The sequence below is a fragment of the Bartonella harrusi genome, from assembly GCF_024297065.1.
Lineage (GTDB): Bacteria > Pseudomonadota > Alphaproteobacteria > Rhizobiales > Rhizobiaceae > Bartonella > Bartonella harrusi.
Window position 1 is genome coordinate 1,728,114 of sequence record NZ_CP101114.1, and the last position, 17,366, is coordinate 1,745,479.

A 17,366-nucleotide genomic window follows, 5' to 3' on the forward strand; every position below is an offset into this window, starting at 1 on the left:
AAGGCTGTTTTTTTTATCACCAAAAGAGCCAATTCACGAGGCTCTATCATAAAAGCATAACTCTTGAGAGAACAGCATAGAACTTTCCGCAAAGGAAATGCCCTCAACATCCCGCCATCAATACCCACAACCCTTCACCACCTACCGCCTCCTCAACACAAAGCAATGAAAAGCCTTTTAAAATTGCATTGGGAGAATATTTCCACCCCCTTTGCGGCGTGATGTTTCAAATCACCAAGGCTGTTTTTTTTATCACCAAAAGAGCCAATTCACGAGGCTCTATCATAAAAGCATAACTCTTGAGAGAACAGCATAGAACTTTCCGCAAAGGAAATGCCCTCAACATCCCGCCATCAATACCCACAACCCTTCACCACCTACCGCCTCCTCAACACAAAGCAATGAAAAGCCTTTTAAAATTGCGTTGGCAGAATATTTCCAGCCCCTTTGCGACGTGATGTTTCAAAGCGCAAAGTTTGCAACTGTTCTTGATAGTCTCTAAAAGAGACAGCCGCATATTCAGGATCTTTAAGGATATTTTTATAGAGTTCATATTTTGCACGCGCTTTAATAAGATCAAAGGCATGGATAAACCAAGGATTTTCTTCACGCACCCCTTCATCGCCAAAACGGAAAGATGCGTAAACAAGCCGTATGGTTTCAATCTGTTTTGGTGTTGGAAAGAGTCCTATTTTTTGATTACGGCAGGTGTAAAAAAGAGGATTTCCCTGTGGAGGTTGTTCTCCATATTGTTGTTGCAATGCCTCAACGGATTTAAAAAGCAACGGCATTTGTGTTGCAGCATCTCTTCCCAAAAAGACAGCTTCTAAATCTGCTGTTTTTTCAATAAAAACGCCCTCTTCTTTCCCATACCACATTTTACTACTTTGTGTTTTAAAGGTTGCTTCTCTTTTTTCATTAAAAAAAAGCGGTTCACGTTCACACAAACGCAAAGCGTTCACAATAGAATCCTGAATTTGCGTAGAATATTCAGCCGTTGTATCATCAATTTCATCTTGAATAAGAGCCACCATGTGAGAAAAAGTTTTAGAATGGCTCAAATATGTGTGATTAAGATCATTGGCATCAGTGGATGGAATGGGCATAAGCAATTATAATCCTTTTATCATGTAGCCTTTTTAATATTATGCTTTTAATTTTCCCCCAACAAAAAGATGTTGGGGGAAAATTTTTACACACACGCAGCAACTTTAAGGCAACGTCTTTAAGCAGGTGTTCCATAGGTTGGGATAACGATAGTACCGAAATCCTGAATACCTTGCTTACTTCCTGGCAAATTGTAGCAGGTTTTTTTCATCCCTATAATGGTTTTAGCGGCCACCCCGAACTCACGTTCATAGTCAAACAGCTCTTCGACCAATTTATAGCGTGTCTCCCCCCGGTCTTTCCCGAAAGCGATGACAGCACTTTGCGCTCCCAAGAGGACAGCACGGCGCACATTTGGCACAGCCTTGTTTGTCGTACCAGATTCCACACCTTCGGTGACATGTTCGGCTTCACGCAAGACGACACCGTTATACATGCCAAGCGATCCATCATAGAGTGGATTTTTAAGACGGCTTCCACTATAGATTGCTTTGGTAATATCCAGCCATTGTCCGTCGTCTGTATTGGTCCGCAATTGGGTTACTTGCGTTGGGTGCAGATAAAGCACATAGACATTTTCCCCCTCAATACGTACGGGTCTAATTTTGGGATTTGCCAACTTAGCGCGTTCAACAGCTTTATCAATCAAACTGAGATCAAAAAAATCATCCTCTTTCAAATCTTCATCTTTTGTTTTTCCATTAGGGCGTATAATGCGTTTATCGGTTGGTGCAGTTGGCGCATTAAATCCATAATGCACAGGTTTGAGTGTAATAGAGCGTCCCTCAAAGTTAAGAGTTTTTGCTGTATAACCACAGACCTGAATAAAGAACATCATACTCAAACGATCAGCATACCAATCGACCAAGCCATTTTTGGCTTCGGTACGCAAATCATGGAGAATGCGTTGCTGATCGATTGTTCCTTCATTTTTGACACGCACAGCATGAACGAGTTCATTAATCGCCAAACGGTCATTGAGAAATTGGAGGGCTTCTTCATTGCCTTCAAGAGCCTGTCCTTCACTCACTCCATCTCCAAGTAACTGTACGCGCAAACCAAAGCTAATAGCATCTCCACTTGCTTTGGTTGTTTCATCTTTTAATTGAACGATACTATTGGAATCATTGCCAATCAATGGTGCAATAGGAATTGCTTTTGAAACTTCCTGGTTCAATAGTTTAGACCATGTACGCACTGCCATTGGGTCATTAATTCCGATATAAGTTACGGTCATTTTATCCTCTAAAAGTTTGTTGACATAAAAAAAGCCGGGCATTTACCGGCTATTGAAATTCCACATTTCTGATTTTCAGAGGGTGGATTTTTTGTTGCATATTTTGTGTGCTATTTGTTGAAAGTCTACTTCTCCCCCTTTGCGAGATCTTCTCCACGCGCTGTTGCATTCAGAAAAAATCTCCGCCTCATCCCGTTTGTGTTTTTTCACCGCTATCGGCATCAAGAGTTCCCATTCTTATCCAGGTTCTCTTCACAACGACCACTTTAGAGCTCCCCCTCCTCCGAGTAAAAAAAAGCAAAAAAGGTTTAAAAAGTAACACTTCTCTTTTTTCGTATAGAAGGATAGCCCCATTCGTTTTATGATTGATTTTACATGATGCTCTTTTTAAATACCGCGCCCTTACTTCATAACGAACGCTTGTCCCTTTGAGAGATTTTCTCCATGCCTTTGCGCATTCACGCTTCCCCTCATTGCATTTGACCTTTTTTACAAACATCTGCTTCAAGAGCCCTCATTTCATCTAAGCATCCTCTTCCCATTCTGTTTTAGCGCTCTCCTCCCCCCATTAAGCGGTTAAACGCGGCTTTATTTTTGGGATCACTCACCCAATGACTAAATTCTACCTCCGACATTTTGTCGAGCATATCCAAAGAAATGGGACCACTTGGGGTCAAACCATTATAAGCAGCAAGTGTGCGTGCAGAATTATGTCTTTCTTGCAAATTTTCACCAAGATTATTTGCAGCACTTGTATAGCCAATTTTTTGTGCAATAGAGTAGATCACTTCACCAGGATTTTGCTTTTTTTTCGCACAATCTTGTACGATTTGCTTCAATTCATTGCCAATCAAAACATCGACAACATTTGGATCGGCCATTTCAGGATAGAGCGAAGCATAAGCAGCCAACTGCTTAGCCCGCGTATCATAAATAAAATCGGCTGCTTCATCAAAATCATGATATTTCTGTTTAACACCGGCAACAGAGTGCTGATAGAAATTATGCAACTGCTCTGCTTCAGGAACATTGGCAGAAAATTGTTCAGGAGCAGGGGATTGTTCAGAGAGCAGCGCTCCTTGTTTATAGAGAGCTTTTCCTAACCATTGTATATAGCCCATAAAATCTTCTTTTGGATCTGGTGGTGTCTCACCGGCAAGTACCTTTTGAACATCTTTTGCCAATGTTTCTTCTTGTGTATCTTCTTGTGTCTTTTCTTGCAATGACCGTTGTTGTTGATATCCATTTTGATGCATTTGGAAATTTTCTTCCAGAGTTTTTGCCTTTTCTTCTGCTCCAACTTCAGTGTTTTCTTGCTGTCCAACTCCTGAAAACCCGCCCTGTTGCAATTGCTTTTGTTCTGCTGGTGTTAAATGTTCTTGATCCATATTTTTAGCCTTTTCTTTTTCAAACAATAAAATGCTCTCTTTTCGAAGAGCGCCATTTTTCTTCACACATGTACTCTTTACGAAACAAATCGCACCAACGGTTCCAGTCCCTCATACCCCCAGCAGCTCCAGCATGGGCCCGTCCTCGCACAAGAGCGCTTTGCTCCTCTAGGTTTTGCATGTGCAATTTGGAGGCTCTCTTTTCAAAGACAGCCCTTTACTCTTGCCCATGTGCTCTTTGCAAAAGAGTCCGCACCAACGCCTCCATTCCCTCATGCCCCCAGCAGCTCCAGCATGAACCCCTCGCTTGCACAAGAGCGCTTTGCTTCTCTAGGTTTTGCATGTGCAATTTGGAGGCTCTCTTTTCAAAGACAGCCCTTTACTCTTGCCCATGTGCTCTTTGCAAAAGAGTCCGCACCAACGGTTCCATTCCCTCATGCCCCCAGCAGCTCCAGCATGAACCCCTCGCTTGTACAAGAGCGCTTTGCTTCTCTAGGTTTTGTATGTGCAATTTGGAGGCTCTCTTTTCAAAGACAGCCCTTTACTCTTGCCCATGTGCTCTTTGCAAAAGAGTCCGCACCAACGGTTCCATTCCCTCATACCCCCAGCAGCTCCAGCATGGGCCCGTCCTCGCACAAGAGCGCTTTGCTCCTCTAGGTTTTGCATGTGCAATTTGGAGGCTCTCTTTTCAAAGACAGCCCTTTACTCTTGCCCATGTGCTCTTTGCAAAAGAGTCCGCACCAACGCCTCCATTCCCTCATGCCCCCAGCAGCTCCAGCATGAACCCCTCGCTTGCACAAGAGCGCTTTGCTCCTCTAGGTTTTGCATGTGCAATTTGGAGGCTCTCTTTTCAAAGACAGCCCTTTACTCTTGCCCATGCGCTCTTTGCAAAAGAGTCCGCACCAACGCCTCCATTCCCTCATGCCCCCAGCAGCTCCAGCATGAACCCCTCGTTTGCACAAGAGCGCTTTGCTTCTCTAGGTTTTGTATGTGCAATTTGGAGGCTCTCTTTTCAAAGACAGCCCTTTACTCTTGCCCATGCGCTCTTTGCAAAAGAGTCAGCACCAACGCCTCCATTCCCTCATGCCCCCAGCAGCTCCAGCATGAACCCCTCGTTTGCACAAGAGCGCTTTGCTTCTCTAGGTTTTGTATGTGCAATTTGGAGGCTCTCTTTTCAAAGACAGCCCTTTACTCTTGCCCATGTGCTCTTTGCAAAAGAGCCTGTACCATACTTTCGACATCAACATTTGCAGGCATTCCAGCTCCAGCATCGGCGCCCTCTAGTGAAGCCGCATTTTGTTCCTCTTGACTTTGCGTTTGCGTCTTGATGGCGATTTTATGGATCAACGATGCTGGCAAAGGTGAATAGCGTAACAGATCGAGCATAATCTCTGGTGTTGCGAAATTTTGCATCAAAGGAAGCAATTGCATAATAATTGCGAATGTCCGCTCTTTTTCATTAAGACTTGTCGGTGCATCATCAACGACAATATCATATTCCAAACTTGTGATCATTTCTCGTGTTAGCGGCACATATTGAGCGTTTTCCTCACCAGCAATACGCACCAACCGCCCATCAGAGAGATAATTTTGAATAAGATAGAGGATAATTTTTCCCTGTCGTTGGCGATAACGCCGTAAACCATCAAAGAAAGAAGCCAACAAATTGAGTGACGATTGCCTACGTTGTTCTTCAAGAATTCCTGGTTGGTTGACCGCCCTTGTTCCAATAAATTCAGAAGACAATCCAGTCACTTGTTCGAGTGCACTCTTTGCTTCATTAAACAGCTGGAAGAATCCTTGTGGGAATTGTGCCACCGGTTTAGGCTGGATTCTTCCCCCCGAGACCGCACCACTTTTCAACCACGTAATACTATCGGCACGCGCCCAGCTTTCCACGGCCTGACGATCATCATCGAAAGCATCGCGTTCAGCCATAATTCCGCCTTTTGACTGACTATTAAGCAAATGCATCACTTGACTAAAATATTTATTTGCCCAGCGTTGTGGATCTTTTGTAGGTTTTACAATCCCATAAAATTGCCGGCTTAACTTATCGAACGTTCCGGTAATACATTCCCACCCCAATTGATGAGGTGGCACCAAAGGCTTATCGGGTGCTTCGAGCAATTTTCGCCCCAAAAAGGCACGTTTTACAACTTTTCTCGTCAATCGTGTTGCTTGAATGCCAGGAAAATCTTTGCTTAGTTTTTGGAACTCTTGTTCTGTATAATCGGTAAATTTTCCACTTAATGGATCAAGGACTTTATAAACGACCTCGCGTTCAAACCAGCGGCATTCAGCCAATGTGACCATTTTAGGCTGTTGATAACTGCTCTCCTCCTCGCTCTCTCCACAATAGCTTTGCGTATTGCCATTGGCATTTTGATGGAAAAATGTATGATTTTTCACCCAATCGGCATTCAGATCACTCCAATGGACATGAGGGAACATTTCCCTCGCGACATCCAAAGGCTTTTCATCAATATACCACAAGTGCTGTGCATCAATGAGATTTGGCTTCACCGCACTTGCATCCCAGACCATTTTCATGGGATCTAATCTTGCAATGACGGGTTTTCCTTGCGGCTCTTCTTCATAATCAAGGCGCGTATCTGTCCAACCCATTCCGCAAATGATAGCATCTTGAAAGGCATCAGAATCCTCATACTCTCCCCCAGCCTCATCACGAAACCATTCGGCTGCCCCGGTGAGGATCTGGTTGGCAAAAGCAGCACCTTCTTGCCGTGGAATAAATTGCACTTGTCGTTTGTTATTGCGCTCTGTACCAATCACCGCATTAATCAAAGGTGCAATCCGGTTAAAGGTCATGACGGGTCTGTTTTGTTCACGCAACACGGCAAGATCTTGTTCATTCCATTGGCGACCATTATAAAAATCATAGTCTTCTTGGGCATTTTTTCGCCATTTTTCCACATGGGCAATATCATCATGATACCAGCCCACGAGTTTTTTAAAGAGCGCCTGATTTTCAAGGCTCTCCAAGGGATCAAAAGAATTGGTAGAAATATTCATTTAAAAAGCCATCCATGAAGTTTGAGAATGGTGAAACGAGCGATAAACACTTTTTTTTGGTCTGCTCTGTGGTTGTTCATAAGCCACACACATGAGTCCGAAGCTATCGGCCCCATGGCTTGCCCAATCATGTTCAGCACCCAATCCGATATTGCGTTGTTCATCACGCCTTTCGTGATACCAAGCGAGCGCTTTTCGCCCCGCGTGCGTTGTTTCGCGATTAAACCATATGGCGGGAAACAATCGCCTTACGGCTTCGATACGCATTTTGACAGCCCCTACCCCTTGATTAGGAATCACTTTGGTTTGAAACCCAGCCTGTTGGAGGGCACTTTCAAAACTCACATTATAAACCCGATCTTTGGTAGCGCCATCATGGGGCAAAACCATCAGAGCCTTATCATATCCCCTTTGAAACACCCATCCCACATGCTCTGAGAGGGGTTGTCCCTGCGCTTCATAATAATCAAGGACACGGATTTCCCGCCCAACAAATTGCGCCACCCATAGTGCGGTAGCATCTGCCTTTGCCCCTGTTCCGCCAATATCCCAAAAGATTTTGACCTGCATGAGTGGATCACGTGGAACAGTAGTAATCCGCCCCTCCTGTTCGGCTTCCAGCAGTGCTTTTTGATAATAAGCCCCTTGCACAGCTTGCATATATCCGCCTTCCCAAATATGATGATACTGCTCAGGTCGTTGTGCTAAATCGGCTTTTCGGTCTCGGTTTAATTTTTCAGGAAATTGAGGATTATCCCGCCAATTAATTTCAGCACCTTTGATATTGGGATCATCAACATTTCGGAAACGTTTTTCCACGGGGGCGTTTTCTCGGCACGGGTTCCATGTCACCCATAATTCGGCATTCCAATCTTTTCCTTCTTCGCGCAAAGTTGGAATGAGGGTTTGCCAAGCGGTTTCCGTCACTGGTTCCGCCTCATCCACCCAACAAAGGAACACCCGCCCCATTGATTTAATACTTGCAATATTACGATCAAGACCAGCAAAGACATAAACGATACGTCCATCTTTTGACTTAATATATTTATCGCCAATTTCATAATACTCTTGCAAAAAAGGATAGGTTTCTATAGCCCGTTTAATTTCTTCCAATGAGCTTTCATTGAGTGAATTTTGAAATTGCCGCGCACAAAGAATAATCCCGCGTTCTCCAGCCTTCCCATGCCGATATCCAACCACAGCAGACATGAGAGCAAAGGAACGTGTTTTTCCAGACCCGCGTCCTCCCCAAGCAGCCCGCACATCAGCTTTTCCAGTAAAAACAGGAAGCAACTTTGGAATAAGAGCAATTTGCGCCGTTGTCATGAAACCTCAAACACTACAAATCTCAGATACTAGCAATCTCAAACATACACCTCGCACGGGCATCCTCAAACATCACGCGCCATCACCCCACAGCGCTCTTCAAACACCCCAATTCCTCACCACGGCACGCCCTCACACCCAAGCAACTGCCTCATGAATCTTCGTCCAGCACCCCATCTTTTGTAATCATATCTTTTTTTACCGCATCTTTTGTAACCATTGGCACAATCTCAACACGCGAAATGGCTTATTACCCCCAGCCTCTCCAGCAGCGAGCATACAGCAATCATTGCCAACACCACCACGAAGCCTCTCATCAGCACAAACTTCCACATGGGCATCCTCAAACATCACGCGCCATCACCCTACAGGGCTCTTCAAACACCCCAATTCCTCATCACGGCACACCCTCACACACAAGCAACCGCCTCATGAATCTTCGTCCAGCACCCCATCTTTTGCACTCACCGGCACAATCTCAACACGCAAAACGGCTTATTACCCCCATCCTCTCTAGTAGCGAGCATACAGCCATCATTGCCAACACCACCACGAAGCCTCTCATCAGCACAAACTTTCACACGGGCGCTCTCAAACATCACGCGCCATCACCCCACAGCGCTCTTCAAACACCCCAATTCCTCACCACGGCACGCCCTCACACCCAAGCAACTGCCTCATGAATCTTCGTCCAGCACCCCATCTTTCGCAATCATATCTTTTGTAACCGCATCTTTTGTAACCATTGGCACAATCTCAACACGCAAAACGGCTTATTACCCCCATCCTCTCCAGCAGCGAGCAGCATACAGCCATCATTGCCAACACCACCACGAAGCCTCTCATCAGCACAAACTTCCACATGGGCATCCTCAAACATCACGCGCCATCACCCCACAGCGCTCTCCAAAAATCTCAATTCCTCACCACGGCCCCCTCACACCCAGGCAATCGCCTCATGAATCTTCGTCCAGCACCCCATCTTTCGCAATCATATCTTTTGTAACCGCATCTTTTGTAACCATTGGCACAATCTCAACACGCAAAACGGCTTATTACCCCCATCCTCTCCAGCAGCGAGCAGCATACAGCCATCATTGCCAACACCACCACGAAGCCTCTCATCAGCACAAACTTCCACATGAGCATCCTCAAACATCACGCGCCATCACCCCACAGCGCTCTTCAAACACCCCAATTCCTCACCACGGCCCCCTCACACCTAGGCAACCACCTCATGAATCTTCGTCCAGCACCCCATCTTTCGCAATCATATCTTTTGTAACCGCATCTTTTGCAACCACCGGCACAATTTCAACACGCGAAATGGCTTTAACCTCACCCCCAGCCTCTCCAGTAACTTGCAAAGGCAAAACCTTTGCAAGAAGCGAAAAAAAAGGCACAGGGTTATTGAGGGCATGATATTGGAGATAAGAGACCAGACCATCCTCACCATAGTGATATCCGGCTTGTTCAGCAGCTGTAAGAAGGGCTTCATTAAAGCGCTTTGTTGTTTTATTCAAAGCGGCTTTTTTCCGCCCCCTTCGGCGTAAAGGAAGAGAATGTTCATTTGCCATCATGATGTTCCTTCAAATAAAGAAAAGCGCATCCTACGACATAAAAAAGAGTGTAAAAATCAACCCCAGAATTTCAAAAATAATCAAAAACCTTTTGTGAAAAGAGCAAATGATTAAAAGGTCAAAACCATTGAAAGAGCGTAGGCACTTTGAGGATCCACTTTGCTCATCCTTTGGCCTGGTAATTGAGTGCAAGTCTTTATGCCTTATTTATTACAGGCTTCTCGCTCTTCTTACGATCATTCTCTTTATTCTTTAAAGAAAGAGCTCTATTTTCCTTTTCATCCTCAACAAAGGATGCATAAAAAGTAAAAAAAGCACGAGAAGAACGCTCTTTAAAAAGAAAAGACATCTGCGAGAAAACAAAAAGAGATTTCTCTCATAAAAAACGCAAAAAACTTACCCTCATCCCCCCTCTTTGCTTAAATATACAGCAAAGTCACCAAACCAAAGGATGAACAAAATAGATCATCAGACAAAGACTTTTTAAGGGGACTTTTTAAGGGACTTTTTAAGGGACTTTTTAAAAGATCTCCCCTTTTGAGAAAAAGACCTCCCTTACAAACCCTCGAGCAGCAAACCCTCAAGCAGCAAACCCTCAAGCAGCAAACCCTCAAGCAGCAAACCCTCAAGCAGCAAACCCTCAAGCAGCAAACCCTCAAGCAGCAAACCCTCAAGCAGCAAACCCTCAAGCAGCAAACCCTCAAGCAGCAAACCCTCAAGCAGCAAATTTTTGAACCTTACAAAAATGCATTGATGCTTCTATCGAGTTTACGCATACAATCGCTGCTCAAGCAATAAAATTCGCTAGATTATCAAATGAGGTTTTGAAACGAACCATTCCCTGCCGCTGTCATTTTTCTCTTAGAGAGCACATAATTTACCATTCTGAGCAAGTCATTATTATGGCAGGCACAAGATTTGCAAACACGAGATCTGAGAATTTATAGACACTAGAAAAAAGGCTCTCGGTAAAAGACAAAAAACGCTTCTCTTTACGAGGTTTTTTTTACATTTTACAAGTTTACGTTTTTTATATTTTACAAATTTACACTTCACACATATTTTTTTACAAGAGAGTTTTTAATCCTTACAAGAGCACTTTTAAAAGGTTTTCTCAAGTAAAAGGTTTTCTCAAGTGCATCCGTAAATTCCGTCCCTTAGGTTCTATCTCTCAGGGATTAGCATATTCTCTTTAAGTGTGGCACTTTCGAAAGAGCATTTTAAAGGGATTTTTTCTTATGTAATAAGGCGTCTTCTTTGGTTACCCACCGCCCTCTTACTTTTATTCTCCCCTCTTATATCTTTCCCTCTTATTTCATCCTCTTTGTTAAAAACGCACAATTCGGATTGTATCATTATGATACCTCTTGAGATTTACCTTGTCAAGTTTTTTATGTTTCCACCATCATTTTTTGTTTTTTATAGGCACTTTCGAAACACTCCTAATTCACCACGTCCTCAAGCACCACACGTCATCATCACGGTGCTCCCCCCTAATCATCCCAATTCTCTACCATGATGGGCTCTTACACAAGGAACCACCTCATCAGCATATCTTCAAACACCACATCTTTTGCAATCATATCTTTTACAACCACCAACATAATCCTAACATGCGAAAGAGCGCATTACCTCCAACCTCTCCAGCAGCGAGCAGCATACAGCCATCATTGCCAACACCACCACGAAGCCTCTCATCAGCACAAACTTCCACATGAGCATCCTCAAACATCACGCGCCATCACCCCACAGCGCTCTTCAAACACCCCAATTCCTCACCACGGCCCCCTCACACCTAGGCAACCGCCTCATGAATCTTCGTCCAGCACCCCATCTTTTGCACTCACCGGCACAATCTCAACACGCAAAACGGCTTATTACCCCCATCCTCTCCAGCAGCGAGCAGCATACAGCCATCATTGCCAACACCATCACGAAGCCTCTCATCAGCACAAACTTCCACACGGGCGCTCTCAAACATCACGCGCCATCACCCTACAGCGCTCTTCAAACACCCCAATTCCTCACCACGGCACACCCTCACACACAAGCAACCGCCTCATGAATCTTCGTCCAGCACCCCATCTTTTGTAATCATATCTTTTTTAACCGCATCTTTTGTAACCATTGGCACAATCTCAACACGCAAAACGGCTTATTACCCCCATCCTCTCCAGCAGCGAGCAGCATACAGCCATCATTGCCAACACCACCACGAAGCCTCTCATCAGCACGAACCTTCACTACCATATCCTCAAGCACCCACGTCACCATCACAGCGCTCTCCAAATACCTCACCACCACAGCACATCCTCATACAAACAGCCGTTTCATGAATCTTCGTCAAGCGCCGCATCTTTTGCAACCGCATTTTTTGTAACCATGGGCACAATTTCAACACGCGAAATGGCTTTAACCTCACCCCCAGCCTCTCCGGTCACTTGCAGAGGTAAAACCTTCGCAAGAAGCGAAAAAAAGGCACAAGATTATTGAGAGCATGATATTGCAGATAAGAAACCAGCCCATCCTCAGCATAGTGATATCCGGCTTGCTCAGCAGCTGTAAGAAGAGCCTCATTAAACCGCCTTGTTGTTTTATTCAAAGCCCCTTTTTTCCGCCCTCTTCGACGTAAGGGAAGACAATGTTCATCTACCATCATCATATTCCTTCTAATTAAAGAGAAACCCAAGCCTCAGGCACAAAAAATGCCATGAAAATCAGTAAGGAAATTTCGAGAGCAACCAGCCATTTAAAAAATGGGGGACATAGCCTAAAAGATAAAAAACACGCACAAAGCACAAATTCTCCGCATTATTTTACAGATCAACGTTTTTACGTTTTTACGCTTTTACATCATTACAGAATAAAGCCAAACGAAACCTCCATACCACCACCCCGTGCTGCTCTATCAACACTGGTCTGTCAATCATCTGATTGCTCGTCTATCAGATTTCCCTGCTGATTATTTCATACGGCTATCCCACACTTCAACGAATAGTGTTTCATCAAACACGCTAGGTAAGCTCTGATCTACAATTCGACTTCAAAAAGCAAACATTTCTCTGCGGAATAAAGCTTCCACCCCGCACCGATTTTAAACGATAATCCAACCTGTTAGCCAGTAAATTCCCCTACTAACATCAGATTACCGCCTCTCAAACAACCCTATTTTACGGCATAACAGAGTAAGAAATATTGTAATTTTTCTTGCCAATCTCCTGAAACTACTCTATTGATGGGCTTGTGTTTTTGATCGTCCACGCAACGGTCAAATAGGGATTTGAAAGCCCGAACGCTCAGTACATAAATTTATCCCGCTTTGCGGGTATCCCGGAATTCCGGGAGCTTTTGCTATGTCCAGGTGCCATGAGCACTAAAAGCAAAAGGCTGACTGAGCTCAGTGCTTTCAAACTCCCGGAATACCAATGCGAGGGCGCTCGCAACCGGAGGGGGCTTTAAGTGCAAACCAAAAATCCACATTTTATCGACATGTTGATAGGTAAAAGAATCCGCTATAGACGCATTTCAATGGGGCTTTCTCAAAAGGAATGAGGAAACCATTGTGGTGTCAGTTTCCAACAAATCCAAAAATACGAAAAAGGCTTCAATCGTGTAAGCGCAGGATGTTTACTAGAAATCGCTCAAAAATGAGAAGTTCCCATGAGCTTTTTTTATGCCGATATTGTGACAAAAGAAGATATTGCGACCAAAGAAAATACCTCGTACCATAATCAAGAAACCTACAGCGAAAAAGAACAGGCTTTTGTAAAAAACTTTAGAGAGCTCAAAGCGAAAAAACAAACGGTATAACAGAATAAGAAATATTGTAATTTTTCTTGCCAATCTCCTGAAACTACTTTACATTTTAAAAGTGATTTTGATCGTCTACGCAGCGATCAAGAGGGACAACAAGCCCTAAATCCGAGCGTACAATTGAACCCACTCTTGTGGGCGTCCCGGGATTCCGGGAGTTTTTGCTATGTCCAGGTGCCAAAAGCACTAAAAGCAAAAAGCTGACTCGGATTCAGTACTTGTTACTCCCGGAATACCAATGCGAGGGCGCTCGCAGCCGGAGGGGGCTTTAAGTGCAAACCAAAAATCCACATTTTATCGACATATTGATAGGTAAAAGAATCCGCCATAGACGCATTTCAATGGGGCTTTCTCAAAAGGAATTAGGAAGCCATTGTGGTGTCAGTTTCCAACAAATCCAAAAATACGAAAAAGGCTTCAATCGTGTAAGCGCAGGATGTTTACTAGAAATCGCTCAAAAATGAGAAGTTCCCATGAGCTTTTTTTATGCCGATATTGTGACAAAAGAAGATATTGCGACCAAAGAAAATACCCCATACCATAATCAAGAAACCTACAGCGAAACAGAACAGGCTCTTGTGAAAAACTTTAGAGAGCTCAAAGCGAAAAAACAAAAAGCAGTTCTGTGGTTGATTTCTGATTAGGCAAAAGAGCACTCATCAATCTTAACTCATCAATATTATTTGCCAATATCCCCCTCTGCCGAAAGCCTTGCCCGCCTGATACCACCACATCTCAAAAAACGGTTTACAGCACCAATTTATGACATCATAGGATAATAAATACCAAAACCTTTGGAAGAACCCCACCACTTTCACAAAATCTTATCAGAAGATCTCATCTGTTCTAAACGCACAATTCCTTGTGTCATTATGATACTCGTTTAGATTGACCTTGTTAACTTTTTATATGCCTCCTCCCCTTATCTCTTTATCATTGTCTCCCCCTTTATTTTATTATCCCCCTCTTTACCTTGTTATCCCCCTCTTTATCTTACCATCATTGCGCAGCCTTTCGTGACATTTACATTTTTAACGAGCGTCATTTTAAGAGGGCCCTTTTAAAAGGCCATCATTTTCAAACAGTCTTTTTCGAAGCCCTTCCTTTTCATTCCTTTCAAGACTCTTGTTCATTCTTTTCCAGATTCTTGGGGTTCTTTTTTCTCTGTGTCTTGTTTGCCAGGCAGGAATACCAACTTCTCTCCTTCTTTGGCAATTTTCACGGTTGATTCATCGTGAATTTTTCCAAATAAAATCTTTTCCGCAAGCGGATCTTGTATTTCTTTTTGGATAATGCGTTTGAGGGGACGTGCACCATAAAGGGGATCATAGCCTTTATCAGCAAGGAATTGTCGTACTTCTGGTTCGATTTGCAACGTTATTTTGCGTTCATCAAGCAAATTTTGCAAATGTTGTATCTGAATATCAACGATTGCCTCCATATCGTGACGTTGCAATCTTTGAAAGAGAATAATCTCATCAATACGATTGAGAAATTCAGGACGAAAAGCAGCTTTTACCACATTCATGACATCATTTTTTGCCTGATCTGTTGATTGCCCTTCAGGCAAAGCGGTTAAAAACTCAGCCCCAAGATTTGAGGTCATAATCAACAAGGTATTGCGAAAATCCACAGTCCGTCCTTGACTATCAGTCAAGCGCCCCTCATCCAAAACCTGGAGCAAGAGATTAAAAATATCAGGATGGGCTTTTTCAATCTCATCAAAGAGAATGACCTGATAAGGTCTTCTGCGAACCGCTTCGGTAAGCACGCCTCCTTCTTCATATCCGACATATCCAGGCGGTGCACCAATCAAGCGTGCTCCAGCGTGTTTTTCCATATATTCAGACATATCAATGCGCAACATGGCATTGGGATCTTGAAAAAGAAACGCTGCAAGCGCTTTGGTTAATTCGGTTTTTCCCACACCGGTAGGTCCCAAAAACATGAAAGAACCGAGAGGACGATTGGGATCTTGCAGCCCCGCGCGTGCACGCCGTACAGCACGAGCAATAGCTTGCACAGCTTCTCCCTGCCCAACCACACGGGTACTAATTTCATCTTCCATCCGCAACAGTGCTTCTCGTTCAGCTTCAAGCATCCGATCAACGGGAATTCCCGTCCAGCGTGAAACAATGCGCGCAATATGTTCAGCCGTAACGGTTTCTTCTACCAAATGATTTTGTTGATCATCATTTTCCGCTATACTCAATTGTTTTTCGAGCTGCGGAATGACACTATAGGCTAATTCTCCCGCCCGTTGGAATTGACCATCACGTTGTGCAATCGCCAAAGCATTGCGTGCTTCTTCCAACTGTTTTTTCAAATCGGCAGCATGCCCTAATTTTTGTTTTTCGGCCTGCCAAGCGGTTGTCATTTCAGCAGACTGCTGTTCCAATATTTTCAGTTCATCCTGCACGGATTGCAAACGTGTTTTCGCCGTTGGTTCCACATCTGTTTTCAAAGCTTCACGTTCAATTTTCAACTGTAAGATACGCCGATCAAGGGCATCGAGTTCTTCGGGTTTTGAATCGACCTGCATGCGCAAGCGTGCTGCTGCTTCATCAATAAGATCAATGGCTTTATCAGGCAAGAAACGATCTGTAATATAACGGTTAGAGAGCCTTGCCGCTGCAACCAAAGCACTATCCGCCAAGCGTACTTTATGATGTTGTTCGTATTTTTCTTTGATACCACGCAAAATAGAGATTGTATCCTCCAGCGTTGGCTCAGGCACAAAGACAGGCTGGAAGCGCCGTGCCAGAGCGGCATCTTTTTCCACATATTTGCGATATTCATCAAGTGTCGTTGCACCCACACAATGGAGTTCACCGCGTGCCAAAGCAGGTTTAAGCAAGTTAGAAGCATCCATAGGACCATCGGATTTTCCAGCTCCAACGAGATTATGCAATTCATCAATAAACAGAATGATCTGCCCATTTTCGGCTTGCACCTCAGCCAGCACCGCTTTGAGGCGTTCTTCAAATTCCCCGCGATATTTTGCCCCCGCAATAAGCGCCCCCATATCAAGGGCATAGAGCTGCTTATCGCGCAAAGTTTCCGGCACATCACCATTGACAATGCGCAAAGCCAAACCTTCAACGATAGCAGTTTTCCCCACCCCAGGCTCACCGATCAATACGGGATTATTTTTGGTGCGCCGTGAAAGCACCTGAATGGTACGGCGAATTTCTTCTTCTCGCCCAATGACGGGGTCTAATTTTCCTTCGCGGGCATCTTTTGTCAAATCGCGGGCATATTTTTTCAAAGCCTCATATTGGCTTTCCGCATGGGGGCTCGTTGCGGTTTTTCCTTTACGCAAATCATTAATGACTTGATTAAGCGCTTGAGGGGTTAGTCCCCCCTTTGTTAAAATATCAGCAGTTTTGGCAGATTTTTCCATAAGCAGCGCTTGCAGCATCCGCTCCACGGTTACAAACTGATCACCGGCTTTTTGTGCGATATCTTCGGCCATGGTGAAAACCTTTGCCAATGGCTGCGATAAATAAAGCTGTCCATTTCCGCCTTGTACTTTTGGCAAAGCCTCCAGAGACTCTTTGAGTGCCTTTTGCATGAGGGAGAGATCACCACCGGCTCTTTGAATGAGAGACGCTGCCAATCCTTGCGGATCTTCTAACAACACTTTGAGGAAATGTTCTGGCAAAAACTGTTGATGGTCAGAAGAGAGAGCATGATTTTGTGCTGTTTGCAGAAACCCCTGTAACCGTTCGCTGTATTTTTCCAAGTTCATTTTTTTTCCTTACCCTTAAAGACCACCACCACACCTTAACGCTCCAAACCACCCTCCTCACGGCCAATCAAACCGTACAAACACCACAAACGAAGCAGCCTGAAGAAGAGCGAACGTCTTTTATTCGT

16 protein-coding genes and 3 pseudogenes are annotated in these 17,366 nt (G+C 44.2%); 3 read left to right on the forward strand and 16 right to left on the reverse strand.

The window, feature by feature from the left end; translation table 11 throughout:
* Positions 1 to 413: 413 nt before the first annotated feature.
* From NMK50_RS07970 to NMK50_RS08020, 11 genes are all read right to left on the reverse strand, one after another.
* Entirely contained in the window at positions 414 to 1,106 is a 693-nt protein-coding gene (locus tag NMK50_RS07970; protein ID WP_254770027.1) for a hypothetical protein, read from the reverse strand.
* Between the two features lie 119 nt (positions 1,107 to 1,225).
* On the reverse strand, positions 1,226 to 2,344 hold the full coding sequence (gene bgtG, locus NMK50_RS07975; protein WP_254770028.1) for a BaGTA-type gene transfer agent major capsid protein: 1,119 nt from the start codon (positions 2,342 to 2,344) through the stop codon (positions 1,226 to 1,228).
* A gap of 548 nt (positions 2,345 to 2,892) precedes the next feature.
* A complete protein-coding gene (locus tag NMK50_RS07980; protein ID WP_254771220.1) occupies positions 2,893 to 3,732 on the reverse strand; it encodes a hypothetical protein in 840 nt (279 codons plus the stop codon).
* A 19-nt stretch (positions 3,733 to 3,751) separates the two neighbouring features.
* Positions 3,752 to 3,919, reverse strand: a complete 168-nt coding sequence (locus tag NMK50_RS07985; protein WP_254770029.1) for a hypothetical protein — start codon at positions 3,917 to 3,919, stop codon at positions 3,752 to 3,754.
* Positions 3,920 to 4,920: 1,001 nt separating this feature from the next.
* Positions 4,921 to 6,768, reverse strand: coding sequence for a BaGTA-type gene transfer agent portal protein BgtI (bgtI, locus tag NMK50_RS07990; protein ID WP_254770030.1), 1,848 nt, complete (start codon positions 6,766 to 6,768; stop codon positions 4,921 to 4,923).
* Positions 6,769 to 8,094 carry a PBSX family phage terminase large subunit gene (locus NMK50_RS07995; protein WP_254770031.1) on the reverse strand — a complete coding sequence of 442 codons (1,326 nt, stop codon included), beginning with the start codon at positions 8,092 to 8,094 and terminating at the stop codon, positions 6,769 to 6,771.
* A 198-nt stretch (positions 8,095 to 8,292) separates the two neighbouring features.
* On the reverse strand, positions 8,293 to 8,448 hold the full coding sequence (locus NMK50_RS08000; RefSeq protein WP_254770032.1) for a hypothetical protein: 156 nt from the start codon (positions 8,446 to 8,448) through the stop codon (positions 8,293 to 8,295).
* A gap of 110 nt (positions 8,449 to 8,558) precedes the next feature.
* On the reverse strand, positions 8,559 to 8,696 hold the full coding sequence (locus tag NMK50_RS08005; protein WP_254770033.1) for a hypothetical protein: 138 nt from the start codon (positions 8,694 to 8,696) through the stop codon (positions 8,559 to 8,561).
* A gap of 110 nt (positions 8,697 to 8,806) precedes the next feature.
* A complete protein-coding gene (locus tag NMK50_RS08010; RefSeq protein WP_254770034.1) occupies positions 8,807 to 8,977 on the reverse strand; it encodes a hypothetical protein in 171 nt (56 codons plus the stop codon).
* Between the two features lie 108 nt (positions 8,978 to 9,085).
* Positions 9,086 to 9,256 carry a hypothetical protein gene (locus NMK50_RS08015; protein WP_254770034.1) on the reverse strand — a complete coding sequence of 57 codons (171 nt, stop codon included), beginning with the start codon at positions 9,254 to 9,256 and terminating at the stop codon, positions 9,086 to 9,088.
* A gap of 73 nt (positions 9,257 to 9,329) precedes the next feature.
* Positions 9,330 to 9,671 carry a hypothetical protein gene (locus NMK50_RS08020; RefSeq protein WP_254771221.1) on the reverse strand — a complete coding sequence of 114 codons (342 nt, stop codon included), beginning with the start codon at positions 9,669 to 9,671 and terminating at the stop codon, positions 9,330 to 9,332.
* A gap of 540 nt (positions 9,672 to 10,211) precedes the next feature.
* Between NMK50_RS08020 and NMK50_RS08025 the strand changes: the two genes are divergently transcribed.
* Positions 10,212 to 10,472 (forward strand): hypothetical protein, encoded by a 261-nt coding sequence (locus tag NMK50_RS08025; protein WP_254770035.1) that lies wholly within the window; start codon positions 10,212 to 10,214, stop codon positions 10,470 to 10,472.
* 790 nt (positions 10,473 to 11,262) lie between these two features.
* Here the strand turns inward: NMK50_RS08025 and NMK50_RS08030 are convergent.
* The 4 genes and pseudogenes from NMK50_RS08030 to NMK50_RS08045 form a co-directional block, all read right to left on the reverse strand.
* Positions 11,263 to 11,409 carry a hypothetical protein gene (locus tag NMK50_RS08030; RefSeq protein ID WP_254770036.1) on the reverse strand — a complete coding sequence of 49 codons (147 nt, stop codon included), beginning with the start codon at positions 11,407 to 11,409 and terminating at the stop codon, positions 11,263 to 11,265.
* Between the two features lie 108 nt (positions 11,410 to 11,517).
* Entirely contained in the window at positions 11,518 to 11,658 is a 141-nt protein-coding gene (locus NMK50_RS08035) for a hypothetical protein (protein ID WP_254770037.1), read from the reverse strand.
* Positions 11,659 to 11,768: 110 nt separating this feature from the next.
* A complete protein-coding gene (locus NMK50_RS08040; RefSeq protein WP_254770038.1) occupies positions 11,769 to 11,948 on the reverse strand; it encodes a hypothetical protein in 180 nt (59 codons plus the stop codon).
* Between the two features lie 56 nt (positions 11,949 to 12,004).
* Positions 12,005 to 12,333 (reverse strand): annotated as a pseudogene (locus tag NMK50_RS08045) (hypothetical protein).
* 800 nt (positions 12,334 to 13,133) lie between these two features.
* On the opposite strand from NMK50_RS08045, the pseudogene NMK50_RS08050 reads away from it, so the two are divergent.
* Together NMK50_RS08050 and NMK50_RS08055 are read left to right on the forward strand one after the other, a co-directional pair.
* Positions 13,134 to 13,484 (forward strand): annotated as a pseudogene (locus NMK50_RS08050) (helix-turn-helix domain-containing protein).
* 275 nt (positions 13,485 to 13,759) lie between these two features.
* Positions 13,760 to 14,131: pseudogene (locus tag NMK50_RS08055) on the forward strand (helix-turn-helix domain-containing protein).
* A 485-nt stretch (positions 14,132 to 14,616) separates the two neighbouring features.
* Here NMK50_RS08055 and clpB read toward each other — a convergent pair.
* Complete coding sequence (clpB, locus tag NMK50_RS08060) at positions 14,617 to 17,238, reverse strand: ATP-dependent chaperone ClpB (protein WP_254770039.1); 2,622 nt, start codon at positions 17,236 to 17,238, stop codon at positions 14,617 to 14,619.
* Positions 17,239 to 17,366 lie beyond the last annotated feature (128 nt).